Source organism: Methylobacillus sp. DLP286 (genome assembly GCF_056636515.1).
The window spans coordinates 204,876-220,354 of the sequence record NZ_CM153145.1 but is presented as its reverse complement, the minus strand read 5'-3'; the positions used below and the strand labels follow the sequence as shown (position 1 = coordinate 220,354).

Annotated in this window: 15 protein-coding genes; 3 read left to right on the top strand and 12 right to left on the bottom strand. The window is 58.1% G+C overall.

Annotation, left to right across the window (positions count from 1 at the left end; all coding sequences use genetic code 11):
* Positions 1-49: 49 nt before the first annotated feature.
* The 7 genes from ACWXTG_RS01060 to htpG all read right to left on the bottom strand — a co-directional run bounded on the left by ACWXTG_RS01060 (position 50) and on the right by htpG (position 8,154).
* Positions 50-2,530 carry a glycogen/starch/alpha-glucan phosphorylase gene (locus ACWXTG_RS01060; RefSeq protein ID WP_480220399.1) on the bottom strand — a complete coding sequence of 827 codons (2,481 nt, stop codon included), beginning with the start codon at positions 2,528-2,530 and terminating at the stop codon, positions 50-52.
* Between the two features lie 331 nt (positions 2,531-2,861).
* On the bottom strand, positions 2,862-3,287 hold the full coding sequence (locus ACWXTG_RS01055) for an ExbD/TolR family protein (RefSeq protein ID WP_309564809.1): 426 nt from the start codon (positions 3,285-3,287) through the stop codon (positions 2,862-2,864).
* Positions 3,284-4,033: a MotA/TolQ/ExbB proton channel family protein gene (locus ACWXTG_RS01050; protein WP_407995892.1), complete on the bottom strand. Its 750-nt coding sequence runs from the start codon at positions 4,031-4,033 to the stop codon at positions 3,284-3,286. The genes ACWXTG_RS01055 and ACWXTG_RS01050 overlap by 4 nt, the downstream gene beginning before the upstream one ends.
* Positions 4,034-4,084: 51 nt before the next feature.
* A complete protein-coding gene (locus tag ACWXTG_RS01045) occupies positions 4,085-4,855 on the bottom strand; it encodes an energy transducer TonB (RefSeq protein WP_309564807.1) in 771 nt (256 codons plus the stop codon).
* A gap of 46 nt (positions 4,856-4,901) precedes the next feature.
* Positions 4,902-5,057 carry a hypothetical protein gene (locus tag ACWXTG_RS01040; protein ID WP_309564806.1) on the bottom strand — a complete coding sequence of 52 codons (156 nt, stop codon included), beginning with the start codon at positions 5,055-5,057 and terminating at the stop codon, positions 4,902-4,904.
* A gap of 318 nt (positions 5,058-5,375) precedes the next feature.
* Entirely contained in the window at positions 5,376-5,993 is a 618-nt protein-coding gene (rpsD, locus tag ACWXTG_RS01035) for a 30S ribosomal protein S4 (RefSeq protein ID WP_309564805.1), read from the bottom strand.
* A 274-nt stretch (positions 5,994-6,267) separates the two neighbouring features.
* Positions 6,268-8,154 (bottom strand): molecular chaperone HtpG, encoded by a 1,887-nt coding sequence (htpG, locus tag ACWXTG_RS01030; protein ID WP_480220398.1) that lies wholly within the window; start codon positions 8,152-8,154, stop codon positions 6,268-6,270.
* A gap of 188 nt (positions 8,155-8,342) precedes the next feature.
* Between htpG and ACWXTG_RS01025 the strand changes: the two genes are divergently transcribed.
* Both ACWXTG_RS01025 and ACWXTG_RS01020 read left to right on the top strand, forming a co-directional pair.
* Complete coding sequence (locus ACWXTG_RS01025) at positions 8,343-10,751, top strand: TonB-dependent receptor (protein ID WP_480220397.1); 2,409 nt, start codon at positions 8,343-8,345, stop codon at positions 10,749-10,751.
* Positions 10,752-10,868: 117 nt separating this feature from the next.
* Entirely contained in the window at positions 10,869-11,132 is a 264-nt protein-coding gene (locus ACWXTG_RS01020) for a hypothetical protein (protein ID WP_480220396.1), read from the top strand.
* A gap of 9 nt (positions 11,133-11,141) precedes the next feature.
* Here the strand turns inward: ACWXTG_RS01020 and ACWXTG_RS01015 are convergent, their stop codons facing one another.
* From ACWXTG_RS01015 to recO, 5 genes are read right to left on the bottom strand one after another with little or no spacing between them, the layout of a single operon-like run.
* Complete coding sequence (locus tag ACWXTG_RS01015) at positions 11,142-11,945, bottom strand: tRNA threonylcarbamoyladenosine dehydratase (protein ID WP_480220395.1); 804 nt, start codon at positions 11,943-11,945, stop codon at positions 11,142-11,144.
* Entirely contained in the window at positions 11,935-12,864 is a 930-nt protein-coding gene (locus tag ACWXTG_RS01010; RefSeq protein WP_480220394.1) for a surface-adhesin E family protein, read from the bottom strand. The genes ACWXTG_RS01015 and ACWXTG_RS01010 overlap by 11 nt, the downstream gene beginning before the upstream one ends.
* Before the next feature lie 3 nt (positions 12,865-12,867).
* The gene (gene acpS, locus ACWXTG_RS01005; RefSeq protein ID WP_407994276.1) at positions 12,868-13,248 is read right to left on the bottom strand and encodes a holo-ACP synthase; all 381 of its coding nucleotides are present in this window, start codon (positions 13,246-13,248) and stop codon (positions 12,868-12,870) included.
* Between the two features lie 21 nt (positions 13,249-13,269).
* Entirely contained in the window at positions 13,270-13,995 is a 726-nt protein-coding gene (gene pdxJ, locus ACWXTG_RS01000) for a pyridoxine 5'-phosphate synthase (RefSeq protein WP_480221252.1), read from the bottom strand.
* The gene (gene recO, locus ACWXTG_RS00995; protein WP_407995887.1) at positions 13,989-14,723 is read right to left on the bottom strand and encodes a DNA repair protein RecO; all 735 of its coding nucleotides are present in this window, start codon (positions 14,721-14,723) and stop codon (positions 13,989-13,991) included. The genes pdxJ and recO overlap by 7 nt, the downstream gene beginning before the upstream one ends.
* A gap of 129 nt (positions 14,724-14,852) precedes the next feature.
* On the opposite strand from recO, the gene pagP reads away from it, so the two are divergent.
* Positions 14,853-15,407, top strand: a complete 555-nt coding sequence (pagP, locus tag ACWXTG_RS00990) for a lipid IV(A) palmitoyltransferase PagP (RefSeq protein WP_480220393.1) — start codon at positions 14,853-14,855, stop codon at positions 15,405-15,407.
* The last annotated feature ends 72 nt before the right edge of the window (positions 15,408-15,479 follow it).

The window sequence follows — 15,479 nt, the reverse complement described above, 5'->3', positions numbered from 1 at the left end:
CTCACCGCATTTTAACCTCATCGGCGAAGCATGCGCACAGTATTACCGTTTAATGTTGCACCGGTTTGACGCGCCAGATTTTCTCAACGTATTCGCCGATGGTACGGTCGCTGGAGAACTTGCCGATGCGCGCCACATTGAGGATTGCGCGGCGGCTCCACTCATCCTTGTCCTTGTAGAGCTTGCCCACGGCATCCTGGGTCTCGATATAACTCGCGTAATCAGCCAGCAGCAGGTATTGATCCCCGTTGTTCAACAAGGCGTCGCCGATCGCATGGTAGCGATCGGGCTCGTCCACGGAGAAAAACCCGTTGGTGATCATGTCCAGCGCCTGCTTCAGCTCGGAGTTGCCGTGGTAATAGTCCCATGGGTTGTAATGGTTGGCTTTCACCTCGGCCACCTGTTCCGTCGTCAGGCCGAAAATGAAGATATTGTCTTCCCCCACTTCCTCGCGGATTTCCACATTGGCGCCATCCAGCGTGCCGATGGTGAGGGCGCCGTTCAGCGCCATCTTCATGTTGCCGGTGCCCGATGCCTCGGTGCCGGCGGTGGATATCTGCTCGGAAAGGTCGCTGCCCGGGAACAAAAGCTCCGCCGCCGACACCTCGTAATTCGGGTAGAACACCACCTTGAGCTTGTCTCCTACGGCAGGGTCCTCGTTGACGATGGAGGCCACGTCGTTGATCAGACGGATGATCAGCTTGGCCAGCCAATAGCCTGGCGCCGCCTTGCCGCCAAAAATGACGGCGCGCGGCGTCACGTCCTTGGCCTGCCCGCTGCGAATGCGGTTATACAGGGTCACGATGTGCAGCACATTCAGCAGCTGGCGCTTGTATTCATGGATGCGCTTGATTTGCACGTCGAACAAGGCGGCAGGGTTCAGCTTGACTCCTGTCACCTGTTCAATCCGCTTGGCAAGCCGCTGCTTGTTGGCATGCTTGACCGCGAGGAAACCCTTGCGGAAATCGGCATCGTCAGCCAATGGCTCCAATGCGCGCAGCTTGTCGAGATCATGGTGGAAGTCCTTGCCGATGACGCTTTCCAACAGGCTAGTCAAGCCGGGATTGCACTGGTTGAGCCAGCGCCGGGGCGTGATGCCGTTGGTGACGTTGATGAAGCGGCCCGGGAAGATGCGGTTGAAATCGGCAAACAAGGTAGATCGCAGCAATTCGCTGTGCAATGCCGCCACTCCGTTCACGGTGTGGCTGCCGACCACGGCCAGGTGCGCCATGCGCACGCGGCGACCGTGCTCTTCGTCAATAATGGAAACGCGCGTCAGCAGATCGGTCTCGCCCGGGAACTTGTGGTTCACGATCTGCAGGAACTCATGGTTGATGCGGTAGATGATGCCCAGGTGCCGCGGCAGCAGCCTGCCGAACATCTCCACCGGCCAGGTCTCTAGCGCCTCCGGCATCAAGGTATGGTTGGTGTAGGCAAATACCTTTTCGCTGATTTTCCAGGCCTTGTTCCAGTCGAGGTGGTGCACGTCCACCAATTGGTACATCAGCTCGGCCACCGCAATCGCAGGATGGGTGTCATTGAGCTGGATCGCCACCTTGTCCGGCAACACGCTCCAGTCGTCATGCTTAGCCAGGAAGCGGCGCAGGATGTCCTGGATCGAAGCGGAGACGAAGAAATACTGCTGCTTCAGGCGCAGCTCCTTGCCCAGCACGGAAGTATCGTTGGGGTACAGCACCTTCGAAATATTCTCGTAGGCATTGCGCTCCTCGACAGCTTTCTCGTAATTGCCTTCATTGAAGTGCGCAAGGTCGAACTCACGCGCCGCCTTGGCAGACCACAAGCGCAAGGTATTCACGGTTTCCGTGTCGTAGCCGGGCACCGGCATGTCGTAGGCAATGGCCAGCACGCTTTCTGCATCCACCCAATGGTATTCCGTACCCTTGGCAGCCGGGAACTCCACCACCTTGCCATAGAACCTCACCGGGTACTGGCTTTCCGGCCGCTGGAACTCCCAGAGGTTGCCGTAACGCAGCCAGTTGTCGGGGTTTTCCACCTGCTGGCCCTGGCTGATCGACTGGCGGAACATGCCGTATTCGTAACGGATGCCATAACCCGTGCCCGGGATGTCCATGCTGGCCATCGAATCGAGGAAACACGCCGCCAAACGCCCCAGGCCGCCATTGCCCAGCGCGGCGTCGTTTTCCAGCTCGACCACGTCCTCCAGCTTGTGCCCCAATGTTTTCAAACCCTCCTGCACCTCGCCCTCGATGCCCAGATTCAGTGCGGCATTCTGCATCATGCGCCCAAGCAGGAACTCCAGCGAGAAGTAGTACACCCGTTTCGGATCTTGCTCGCTATATGCTTCAGCGGTCTTGACCCAGCGCTCAACCACATGGTCGCGTATGGTGTATCCGGTCGCCACATACCAGTCGCGCGGCGTCGAAGCCTCGCTGGTCTTGAATGCGGAAAAGATCAGGTGGTTCTGCAGTGCCTGGGCAATCGGGGTTTTCTCGGTGGTAATCACAGGCGTGGAGGCTTTGGGCTTTTTGGGTTCTTTTTCAGCGGTCATTGGCGTCTTTCCGTGTGAGTTTACAAAATGCCACCCGTTGGCTTGAGTTCAGAAGCTCATATTGAATGGCCAACATGAAATTCTTGCGAACTTGATGCACTAATTTTCAACCAGCAAAAATCAGGCCACTCTAGGAGCAGTATTACGCGCAGGACAATCCATCACGCCCACAACAGGTGAACTCTTTTACAAGACTACAATAGTGGGAAAAAGTTGAACAGCGATTGCGAAAACATCTTCGCATCTTCCCTACTGGCTCAGGGAAGCGACATGGCCAAAGCAAAACAAAAAAGCCGGGCATGCCCGGCTTTTTGCATTTCAGTCCCGCAGGTTATTTGGGCGTAGGATCGCTCACGAACCCGAGCTTCTGCACGCCTGCATTCTGCGCATACGCCATGACCTCGGCGAGCACCTGGTAACGCGTCTCCTTGTCGGCGCGGATATGCAGTTCCGGCTGCGGGTCCTTGTTGGCAACCTCGTGCAGCTTCACGTTCAGCTCTTCGAGCGTGAGGGTCTGGTCGTTCCAGTACATGGCGCCTGCGCTATCGATGGCGACATCGATGATATCCGGCTTCTCCGGGGAAGGCTGGCTCGTCGCTTGCGGCAGATCGATCTTCACCGCATGCGTCAGCAAGGGGGCGGTGATGATGAAGATCACCAGCAACACCAACATCACGTCCACAAGCGGCGTGGTGTTGATCTCGGACATGGGACGGCTGTTGCCCTCCCCGCCGCCGATTCCGCCGCCTGCCATCATGCCGTCACCTCTTTCAATGTGGCGCCGGTACGGACAGCGGCGGCGCCTGGGGTGGTCTTGCTGCTAGGGTTCAATGGAGCGCCGGTGGTCAGCAGGATATGCAGATCATTGGCAAACCCCTCCACTTCGCCCAGGATGAGGCGGTTGCGGCGTACCAGCGCGTTGTATGCCAATACCGCAGGAATCGCCACCGCCAGGCCGAGCGCGGTCATGATCAAAGCCTCGCCTACCGGGCCGGCCACCTTGTCCAACGTGGCCTGGCCGCTTTGGCTGATGCTCGCCAAGGCGTGGTAAATACCCCATACCGTACCGAACAGGCCGACGAAAGGCGCCACGCTGCCTACCGACGCCAGCATGGTCAGGCCGTAATCCATGCGCTCGCTTTCAGTGGAAATCTGACGGCGCATGGCGCGGGCGATGAATTCATCCTTGTTGCAAGCCTCTTCGACATTGCTGGCGACATGTGCCTGATGATGCTCGGCAGCGTCCACTGCCTGGTTTGCCACGCGGGAAACGATGGTTTCGCCGCTCTTGTGGCGCAGTGCCGACTCGATCGAGGGCGCCTGCCAGAAGTTATTGCTGTACTCGCGGTTAGCGCTACGGATGGTCAGTGCCTGATAGAACTTGACGACCATGAGATACCAGCTTGCCACTGACATGAAGACAAGCACGACTGCAACCAGAATGGAAACCGGACCGCCGTCCAGAATGAAATCCAAGCTGCTAAATTCGTATGCATTTTCCATATTGCATTAATCCTATATGTTTTAAAGTATGACTAACCTGGTTGAACTTGCTTAATCCGAGATGGAGAACCGCACTGGGGCAATCACGGACACCTTCATCGGCTTGTTGTTACGCTTGTACGGGTTGAACCTGGACTTCTTAGTCGCCTCCAGCGCGGCCTTGTCCAGCCGCTCGGAACCACTGCTGGTCTCGATCTGGATGGTCTCGGGCACCCCTGCTTCAGAGATCAGTATCCGCAACATCACGACGCCCTGCTCTCCCAGCCTTCTGGACATGGCGGGATAAACGGGAATTTCCTGATGCGAATATGAAACCCCGCTGATCGCCACTTCCGGGATAGGCTGGTCCTTGGGCTCAGGCGGCTTGACCGGCTCCACCTTCTCGGCAACCACGGGCTTGTCCTGGACGGGCGCTTGCGAAGGCGCCTGCTTGACTTCCTGGGGCTGCGGTTCGGACACTTCCTCCTTGACCTCCTCCACCTGCTCGACAGGCTGGGGAGCCTCGATTGGAACCGGCTTGTCCACCACCTTCGGCTTGGGCTTCGGTTTTGGCTTGGGCTCAGGCGGTTTCGGCTGGGGTTGGGGCTCCGGCTCGGTGATCGCCACCTCGGGAATAGGCTCCGGACTTTTCACCAGGCTCACCATGATAGGCGGCGCGGCCTCTTCCTTGTGGGGCTCCCTGGTGGAAACGGCGATCAGGGCGGCAAACACGGCGGCATGGATCGCCACGGTGGCGATCAGCGCCTTGGCAGAAAAATCCTGTGTGTCTTGTTCTCGGAAAACCCGTTTTGGAACTAAATTGCGCGTTGGTTTTTGACTCAATTGCCCCTCAACATATTGCTCTTTTGAAAGGCGTGCAAGTGAAGACTCAATGGACATTTTTGATGCTGGCAGTGAATTGACTATGAGATTTGTTGGCACTATATATTGCCAGCCGGGTCGCCGCTTCCTGAATCATTTCAGCAAGCGAGTTGAACGCGTGGTCTTCCAGGCGCAAACTCAACGCACCGACTTCAATTTCCATGACATTACATTCCTCACAGTACAACACCCTGCATCCTTCAGCTCCAGCAAGCACTACACGCCTACAATTGTTCGCTGTCTTCATCGTTATCCCGCTCGTTGTTTGGGGTTGCAGTCAATGATGCAAGGCTACCCTTGCAACAAGAGCGAAAAATGATAACTATTCTCATATATGCAGTCAAGAATAATACGCATTCTAGCAGCTAATTAAGCACGATTCTTATTATTTCTTGCATATAATATGCATACGCACTGCGTCAAATTGCCGCACAAAACAAAAAAGGCCGCTGATAGCGGCCTTTTCGATTCCGTCAAGAAATTACAGACGGTTGGCGTAGTATTCAACAACTTGCTGAACGTCAACAGGGAACGGAACATCTTCCGCTGCTGGCAAGTGGGCAACCTTGGCTTGCTGTGCTTGTTCTGCCCAGGTGATCCACTCTGGACGGATCAAAGGCGGGTTGGCCAATGTTTCCACCACGATAGGCAGCTTGGTGCTGCTGGCCTTCAGGGAAATCTCGTCACCCACGCGCAAGCGGATGGACGGGATGTTCACGGACTTGCCATTCAGCAATACGTGACGGTGGGAAACCAGTTGGCGTGCAGCGGCAATCGTCGGTGCGAAGCCAGCGCGGAACACGACGTTGTCGAGGCGGCGCTCCAGCAGTTGCAGCAGTGTTTCGCCGGTAGGGGACTTGCCCTTACGCGCATCTACCACCAGGCGGCGCAGTTGCTTTTCGGACAGGCCGTAGTTGAAGCGCAGCTTTTGCTTTTCTTGCAGCTTGACGCCGAAATCGGACTTCTTGCGGCGTGTATTCTTGGCGCCATGCTGGCCAGGAGGGGTTGGGCGCGCCTCAATGGTCTTGCGGGACAAGCCAGGCAGATCAATACCAAGTGCGCGCATTACTTTAAGGCGTGGGCCGGTGAATCTAGACATTCTTCAAAACTCCTTCAATAGTTGGATTGATCAGGCTGACCTGACAAATAGCTTCCTGCACCCCGGCAATCATGTTCGGGATGGATAGCTCGACGCTATCACCATGCCTGCAAGGCATGGCATACCTGCACACTACAAACTCCGCGTAAGCCCGTGGCTTTACACGAAGCCGCGGATTATACAATAAAAAACCGCCATTGACCAAGCGTCAATGGCGGTTTTTCGAGTGCCTGCCGCTTTAGCCAGACGCGGCAAGGCAGCAACGTGGCCGCGCTCAGGCCAGCATGGCGTTCACGCGACGCACGAAGGCGGCCGGGTCTTCCAGTTGGCCGCCTTCCGCCAGCAAAGCCTGGTCAAATAGGAGATGAGCCCAGTCTGCAAATTTGGCGTCGTCCGTCACCGCCTTCAGGCGTTGCACGATGCCGTGATCCGGGTTGATCTCCAGGATAGGCTTGCTGCCCGGCGTCTTCTGGCCTGCGGCCTTGAGCAGGCGCTCGAGGTTGCCCGATAGGTCGTTCTCTCCCGCCACCAGGCAGGCCGGGGAATCGGTGAGGCGGTGCGTGACGCGGACCTCCTTCACGCTGTCGCCTAATGTGGACTGGATACGCTCGACCAGGGACTTGTATTCGTCCTCGACCTTCTTCTGCTGCTCCTTCTCGGCTTCGTCTTCCAGCTTGCCCAAGTCCAGGTCGCCCTTGGCCACGGATTGCAGCTTCTTGCCGTCGAACTCGGTAAGGCTGCCCAACAGCCATTCATCGACCCGATCGGACAACAGCAACACCTCGATGCCTTTCTTGCGGAAGATTTCCAGGTGCGGGCTATGCTGGGCCGCGGCAAAACTATCTGCGGTAATGTAGTAGATGGCTTCCTGGCCCTCCTTCATGCGGCCGATGTAGTCCTTGAAGGAAACCACCTGCGCGTCGGTATCGGCATGGGTGCTGGCAAAGCGCAGCAGGCCGGCGATCCTTTCCTTGTTGGCGAAATCCTCGCCCGGGCCTTCTTTCAGCACGCGGCCGAATTCGTTCCAGAACTTGGCATATTCTTCCGGCTTGTTCTCCGCCAGGTCTTCCAGCAGGCCCAGTACGCGCTTCACGGAACCGGTCTTGATCGCGTCGATGTCCTTGGAATGCTGCAGGATTTCGCGCGAGACGTTGAGCGGCAGGTCGGCGCTGTCGATCACGCCGCGCACAAAGCGCAGGTATTGCGGCATCAGCTGCTCGGCATCGTCCATGATGAACACGCGCTTCACGTAGAGCTTGATGCCGTGCTGGCGTTCGCGGTCATAGAGGTCGAACGGCGCCTTAGACGGAATATAGAGCAGGGAAATGTATTCCTGCTTGCCCTCCACGCGGTTGTGGCTCCAGGTCAGCGGATTCTCGAAATCGTGCGAGACATGCTTGTAGAACTCCTGGTACTCCTCTTCGGAAATATCGCCTTTGCTGCGTGCCCACAAGGCGGAAGCCTTGTTCACGGTTTCGTCCTCATCGGTGGCCACTTGCTCGCCGTCCTTCCACTCGGACTTCTTCATGACGATGGGCAGGGTGATGTGATCCGAGTACTTGCGGATGATGGACTTGAGCTTCCAGTCATTGAGGAACTCGTCTTCGCCCTCGCGTAGGTGCAGGACGATGTCGGTGCCGCGGCTTTCCTTGTCGGCAGGCTCCAGCGTGTAGTCGCCCTCGCCGCTCGACTCCCAGCGCACGGCCTCGTTGCTGCCGGCACGGCGGGTGGTCAGGGTCACTTTGCTCGCAATGATGAACGCGGAATAGAAGCCGACGCCGAATTGGCCGATCAGGTTGGCGTCCTTGGCCTGGTCGCCGGTGAGGGACTGGAAGAATTCCTTAGTGCCGGACTTGGCAATGGTGCCGATATTGCGGATCACTTCCTCGCGGCTCATGCCGATCCCGTTGTCGGAAATGGTGACGGTGCGCGCCTCCTTGTCAAAGCTGACGCGAATCTTGAGATCGCTGTCATTGCCGTACAGGCTGTTATCCGCCAGCGCCTCGAACCGCAGCTTGTCCGCGGCGTCGCTGGCGTTGGAAATCAGTTCGCGCAATACGATTTCCTTGTTGCTGTAGAGCGAATGGATCATCAATTGCAACAGCTGTTTGACTTCGGCCTGGAAACCCAGGGTTTCCTTTTGTAGTGTCTCTGTGGACATCTTGCTAACTCCCGTTATGCAGTTGAATGACAATGCTCCGTATATAAGGACGGCTTAACAAATTTCAAGCGCCTGGCATCAAATGCCGCCATTTAGATATAAAATACATAAAAAATCATCAAAATTAAGTCATACAGTTGTCATTAACGAGATGGCGGTTCTGCCAACCTCACAAGGGAGTTCCAGTCTTGAAGTACTGCATCATGGGCGGCAGCATGCTCGCCGTCATCGCCACGTCCAGCCCCAGCCATGCCCATGATGAACCGCCTTCAGCCGAAACCGAGCAAATCCAGGAACTCGAAGCCACCAGGGTGACTGCCAGGCGGCGCCTGGAGAAGGAGCAAGACGTCCCCGCGACCGTGTCCGTGGTCAAGGGCGAACAGCTGGAAGCCAGCAGGATTTACCAATTGCAGGACTTGCCGCAACTTATGCCCAGCCTCACGGCGCAATTCCTGCATCCGCGCCAGTCCAGCATCGCCATCCGCGGCATCGGCAACAACCCGGCCAACGAGGGGCTGGAAGGCAGCGCCGGCATTTATCTCGACAACGTATTTCTCGGCCGACCCGGCCTGGCCGTGTTCGACCTGCTGGATATCGAGCAGGCCGAACTGCTGCGCGGCCCGCAAGGCACATTGTTCGGCAAGAACACCACCGCCGGCGTGCTCAACATCACCACCCGCAAGCCTGTTTTCAAGCCGGAATATTCGGCGGAAGTAAGTTATGGGTCGCGCGACTTCGAGCAATACAAGGTCATGCTCAACCAACCGATCAACGAGATCGCAGCCTTTCGCATTGCCGCCTACAAAACCCATGACGACGGCTGGGTGAAGAACACCTACGACGGCAAGAACCTCAACGAGATCAACCGCACCGGCGCACGCGGCCAATTGCTGCTGCAACCCAGCGAGTCGTTCGACCTGCGCCTGATTGCCGAGCACAACGAGGAAGATTCCAGCACCGGCACGCTGGTGCCTTATAGCCGTGGGCCATGGACTCCTAACTCATTGATATCTATCGGAGTAAATCCTATTACGGGACGACCAATTCTTATTCCAGATCTTTCCTTTTCACGTAATACACCAGCGGGTACCCCAGGCTCCAATGCCACCGACGCCATCACCCACGCCAATGGCCAGGGCGCATCCAATCGCGCCTACGACCCCAAGGACTACAAGGTCACGCTGGACGGCAGACAGCGCACCCGCACCAGCCAGGACGCCCTTTCGGCAGAGGCCAACTGGCATTTCAATGGCTACACCCTCACCTCGATCACCGCCTGGCGGCAATGGCAATTCAAGCCAGACAATGACCTCGACCGCACCGACCTGTTTGCAGTCGACGGCGGCGTCGATGCCCGCCACAAGCAATACTCGCAGGAAATACGCCTGGCCTCGCCCCTGAGCGACGTATTCGACTATGTGGCGGGCGCTTATTACTACTATCAGGACATTTCCAACCACGAGCAGTACATCACCGGGCCGGACGCTTTCGCGCTGACCACGATATACCCCGACAATTCGGCGTTTTCCGGGTCCGGCTATGCCAAGACCCACAGCTACGCGCTTTTCGGCCAAGGCACCTGGCACCTGACGGAAAAGCTGGACCTGACCGCAGGCCTGCGCGCCACGGTGGAGAAAAAAGAAGCGAGAGTGGTGCAAAACCAGATTACCCCGCTGCCGCCGATCCTCTCTCCCTTGCTCGATCACTACGATACCGGGGTGCAACGCCAAAAGGATGAAAGCCTTTCCAGCCTGCTGACAGCGAGCTATTGGCTGAATGACCGCGTGCTTGGCTACGCCACCTACTCATCCAGCGAGAAATCAGGCGGCTTCAACATCAACGGTGTAGCTTCGCCTGGCGCGGTGCTGGGCACGGACGCCTTGAACATAGACCCGGAAAAAGCCAAAAATCTCGAATTCGGCATCAAGTCGAGCTGGCTGGACCAGCGCCTCGTCGCCAATGCCAGTATATTCCTGACCAAGGTCAAGGATTACCAGACCATCACCGGCACATCCATCAACGGCACCTATACCGGCCTGCTCACCAATGTAGGCGACCTGACCAGCAAGGGGGCCGAGCTGGATTTGCGCGCCCAGGTCAACCAGCACCTCAGCCTTAGCCTTAGCGGAGCCTACACCGACGCCAGCTTTGACCGCGGCACCGCCCCTACCCCGGCCGAGGAATTCAACGGCCCTGGTGGCACCAGCGACAGCGGTTACGGCAAAGGCACGCGCAGCATCGCGGGCAACCGGGTGAACGGCGCATCACGCTGGGCATTCAGCACCGCCGCCCACCTCCGCTGGAACCCGGGCGACAACCTTGAGCACTACACAAATGCGCAATACAGCTGGCGCTCCGAAAACTATGGCGACGTCAACAACTCGGAATACTCGAAGATTGCTGGATACAGCATCCTCAACTTCAGCACCGGCTTGCGGGTAACCAGCGGCAAGCACCGTTGGGATTTGTCGCTATGGGCCAAGAATTTATTGGACAAGCGCTATTTCCTCGGCGTCACCAATGCAGGCAGCAATCTTTATGTCGGTTCGGCCGGCCAACCACGCACCGTTGGAGCAAGCCTGCGCTACGACTTCTAACCCGGCAAAATACCTAAAGGGGACCAGCCACCTGGCTTACGCAGCAGGTGGCTGATTTTTTATGTAGATAACCATATTTCACGCTACACTATGCCCTACTCATCAAAGGGGATTGCGATGGCGAAGATCACCGTCAACAAACTGGATGAACATGCTTTCGAAGTAGCCGTTGAGGCAGGCTCGGCGACTACGCACCGGGTGACAGTGGCGCCAGACTACGCGACAAAACTCAGCCTGGGACGCTTTGACAATGAGGAATTGATCCGGCGCTCTTTCGAGTTTCTGCTGGAGCGCGAATCCAACACCAGCATTTTGCGCAGCTTCGACCTCTCCGTGATTTCGCGCTATTTTCCGGAATACGAGCGCACCATATCCCGATAACAATCCAAGCTATCCCGCCAATAATAGCTTGAGCACTTCCGCCGCAGCGGCCATGCCGCATGGGGCGGTGACGGCGACCGAGGAGCCGTACCCGGCGCAATTGAGACCCGTTATGCCGCCTGCGTCCGCACTGCAACTGGCATCCGGCTGCTGTATGGGTTCGTCGGAATAAATACAGGCAATGCCGAATTTCTGTAATTTCTTTTTACTGCCTGGCTTGTTGCCATCTAGGCCTTTCGGAAAACCGTGATCGCGCCGCAACTGGTTGCGTACCTTTGCCAGCAGCCTGTCGCCGTGCACCTCTGCCAAGTCCGCCACCCGGATACGTGTAGGATCGACACGTCCCCCCGCCCCGCCTGCCATCACCAATGGAATCCCAAGCTTGCGGCACCAGGCAGCCAATGCCACCTTGGCCCGGGCATCGTCGATCGCATCCAGCACGGCATCGAAACGCGTAGCCAATAGCGCGTCGAGGTTGTCCGTCGTAATGAAATCCTCGATCTCGCGCACCTCGGCCAGCGGGTTGATCGCATGCACGCGCTGCGCCATGGCGGCGACCTTGGCGAGGCCGAGATTGCCCTCGACAGCATGCAGTTGGCGATTGACGTTGGATTCGGCAATATTGTCTAGGTCAACCAAAGTCAGCTTGCCTACCGCGCTGCGCGCCAGTGCTTCGACCGCCCATGAGCCCACGCCTCCCATGCCGATCACGGCGACATGGGCATGCCGGAAGCGTTCCAGCGCGGCCTCGCCATACAGTCTGCGCACGCCGCCGAACCTGCGTTCCCAATCGATGTCCCGGCTATCGCCCACTTGGCGGCTCCTCGCACCCGGCGGCACGGATCTCGCGCTGGTATTGGTCCAGGCCGTGGATGGCGCAATGGTTTTTCTCCGCGTCATCGGCAATGCGCGCAAGCTGATCGAGGTATCTCTGCATGGTGTCGCAATACAGGGCATGGGCGTCGACATCGGCCTGCACGCGCGCTTCCAGCGCCTGCAAGTCGCTCAATGTCGCCTTGCAGGCATCCTCCTGGAACGGGTTGCGCGCGGGCTTGGCTGCCGGGCTGCAAATCGCCTTGGCAAGATGCTGCGCCGTGGCCGACTTGTCGACTGGCGCAAAGGGTTGCGGTTTGTCGAACAGGGGCTCGGCCTTGCCGTCGCGCAGCCTTTGCGCCTGCAATATCCTGAAGGTGCCTTCGCCGCAATTGAATTGCAGCGCGCTCAGGGTTTGTTCATTCTTGTTGAACAGCTTAACGCGGGTGTTGACCCTGAATACCTGGCCGGGCAGTGTTTGCAGGGAAGCGCGGTCCAGCGCCACCTCGCCCGCATTGCTGTTGCTGACCACTTCCCATCTGGGTACCGATGACGAAGGCGTCGCAACGGGAGCGGCGCAATACCGCTGCTCCAGCTGGTCCGGCAGCGAGCCTGGGTTGATCGGCTCTTCCGCACGCGGGGCGTCGAACCTGACCACCTGCTTGCCGTCCTTGAGTTGGAACCCCTTGAGGTAGCTGAAGCGCTTGGCCCTGCAATCCACCTGCATAGTGGTCACCCAGATGCCATCAGCCTGCTCCACCTTGGTCTGCACGGTAAACTTCTGCTCCGCGGTATTGCGCACCACGCTGGCCTGGTCGACATAGTGCTTGCCGACGCTGCTCTCCCCCGCCAGCTCCCATTGCTCGGCACTCGTCGCAGCGCCTGCAAATAGCAGGCAGGCAAACCACAGGCTACGCATCGTTCAGGCTTTTTCCAATACCACGAAGGCGGCGGCAAGCGCTTTTTCATCGCTGATGGATAGATGCAGGCCGCCCACTCCCTTTTCCGCCAGCCACGCCTGCAACAAGGGGGCAAGCCGAAACTCCGGCTTGCCCAGGTCATCATGCCCGATGCCGATATTCTCGAAGCTGGCTGCGCCGCGTATGCCCGTGCCCAACGCCTTGGCGAACGCCTCCTTGGCGGCGAAGCGCTTGGCCAGGAACCTGGCCTTGACCCGGCTCGCCTCGTATTCCTGCCATTCGGCGGCATTGAGGATGCGCTGGGCGAATGCATCGCCGAAGCGGCTGAGCGATTCCTCTATGCGCACCACCTCGACAATATCGGTACCTATCCCGTAAATCATGCTGGATGTTGGCCGAACCGCCTAGTTCGCTTTCTGCACGATCAGTGCCTTCATTTCGCGCACCGCGTATTCCCAGCCGACGAACAAGGCATGGGCCACGATCGCATGGCCGATATTGAGTTCTTCGATGCCGGGGATGCCGACAATCTCATGCACGTTGTGTATATTGAGGCCGTGCCCGGCATTGACGGTCAGGCCCAGCGCCAACCCATGGTCCACCGCCATGCGGATACGCTGCAGTTCGGCATGCTTCTCGGCATCCGTCTTGGCATCGGCGAATGCGCCGGTATGAATCTCGATCACGGGCGCGCCGGCGGCCCTGGCCGCCTCGACCTGCTCCAGATCGGGGCCGATGAACAAGGAGACGCGGATACCCGCATCCCCCAACGTCTTGCAGGCTGCCTTGATGGTGCCCAGGTTGCCGGCCACGTCCAGGCCGCCCTCGGTCGTCCGCTCCTCGCGGCGCTCAGGCACCAGGCAGACGTCCTGCGGCTTGACCTGGAGCGCGATGCCGACCATTTCGTCGGTCACGGCCATTTCCAGGTTCATCTTGGTCTGCAACAACGGACGCAAGGCAAACACATCCGCATCCTGAATATGGCGCCTGTCCTCCCGCAGATGGATGGTGATGCTGTCCGCCCCGGCCTCCTCGGCACGCAGGGCGGCCTGCACGACGCTGGGATATTGGGTGCCGCGCGCCTGGCGCAGGGTGGCTACATGATCGATATTGACGCCTAGTTTCATAATGCCTGCAAATCCATGAGTAATTGTCGGGTATGTAAGGGTTTGTCGCCCAGGTAATGCGCCAGCAAGGTGCGCATCAACTGCTTGCTTTGCTGCTGGGTCAAGGCATCGCTGTAGTCATCCTGCGCCATGGCGAGCAATGTCCTGCCGGATAATTGTACGCCATTTGCCGGCGCTGCATGCTGGCTTGTGCGGGCCGCGCCCTGCTCGGCCACATAGGAATATACATATTCAGCCTGGATGGCATTGCCAGCGTCATCATGTTCCAGCGGCACGGCATAACCCAACTCCTGCAGCATCTTGAGCTCGAAACGGCGCAAGGTGGTCGCGGGTGGCACCTGGTCTTGCGTAAGGATGCGCAAGGTCTGACAGTAATAGTCGAACAGGGCGTCATGCCCATCCTCGCGAGGAAGCAAGCGCAACAGCAACTCGTTGAGGTAGAAGCCGCACATCAATGCCTCGCCGCGCAACAGGAGCAAGCCCGCCCCCCATTCCATGCTGTGCAGGTTCTTGAGCTCGGCCTTGCCCGACCAGGTAGCCTGCAATGGCTGGAACGCCTGCAGCATGCCGCGCATGGCCGAACGCGGACGCCTCGCGCCCTTGGCGACGGCCGCCACCCGGCCGAACTCGCGGCTGAACAACTCGACCACCAGGCTGGTTTCCTTGAACGGATAGGTATGCAGCACATAAACAGGCTGATTGTCTTGGCGGTGGATGTTACTGAGTGCCATGCAAACTTTATGTTAGATTAAGAACCAGCACGCATTTTATCTCAGGTTTCCTCGCCCATATCAGCGCAGTGGAGAAACCTTTCCTCATGCTCTGCTGTCAGGTCTAGCAGATGGTTAAGGTATAGGCTTATGAATATCAGGCACGGCATCATCGCGATGAGCAGTACCCTGCTCGTCCCACTGGCGGCAGAGGCCGCGTGCAACACGGACTACTCATGGATAGACAAGTCATGCGAGCGCATCTCGGATACCTGGAAAAACGGCGATCATGACCTCTACATCCCGCTTTGGACCTACCACTTGCGCTTTGCCTACGATAACGACAAGATCGACTCGTTCCGTGAATTCACCTGGGGCCTGGGATACGGACGCAGCCGCTACAATGCCGCAGGCAATTGGGAAGGTGTTTACTTGATGGCATTCTCGGACTCGCACAGCAATGTGCAACCTATGCTGGGCTATGGACACCAATGGATGATGGGACCTCGGTCGGGACTGCATGCCGGCGTCGGCTACACGGCATTCCTCACTTCGCGTGCCGATATCTACAAGAACTTCCCCATCCCCGGCGTACTGCCGATTGCGTCGCTCAACTACAGGCAATACTCGGTGAACACCAGTTATGTGCCTGGCGGCCGGGGCAACGGCAATATCCTGTTCTTCTGGTCTAGGGTCGGCTTTTAGAGCCTGCTCACAATTTTTTCATGAGGTACGTTGCTCCGGCAGTGTAGTCGAAGCAAGACGCAAACCACAGAC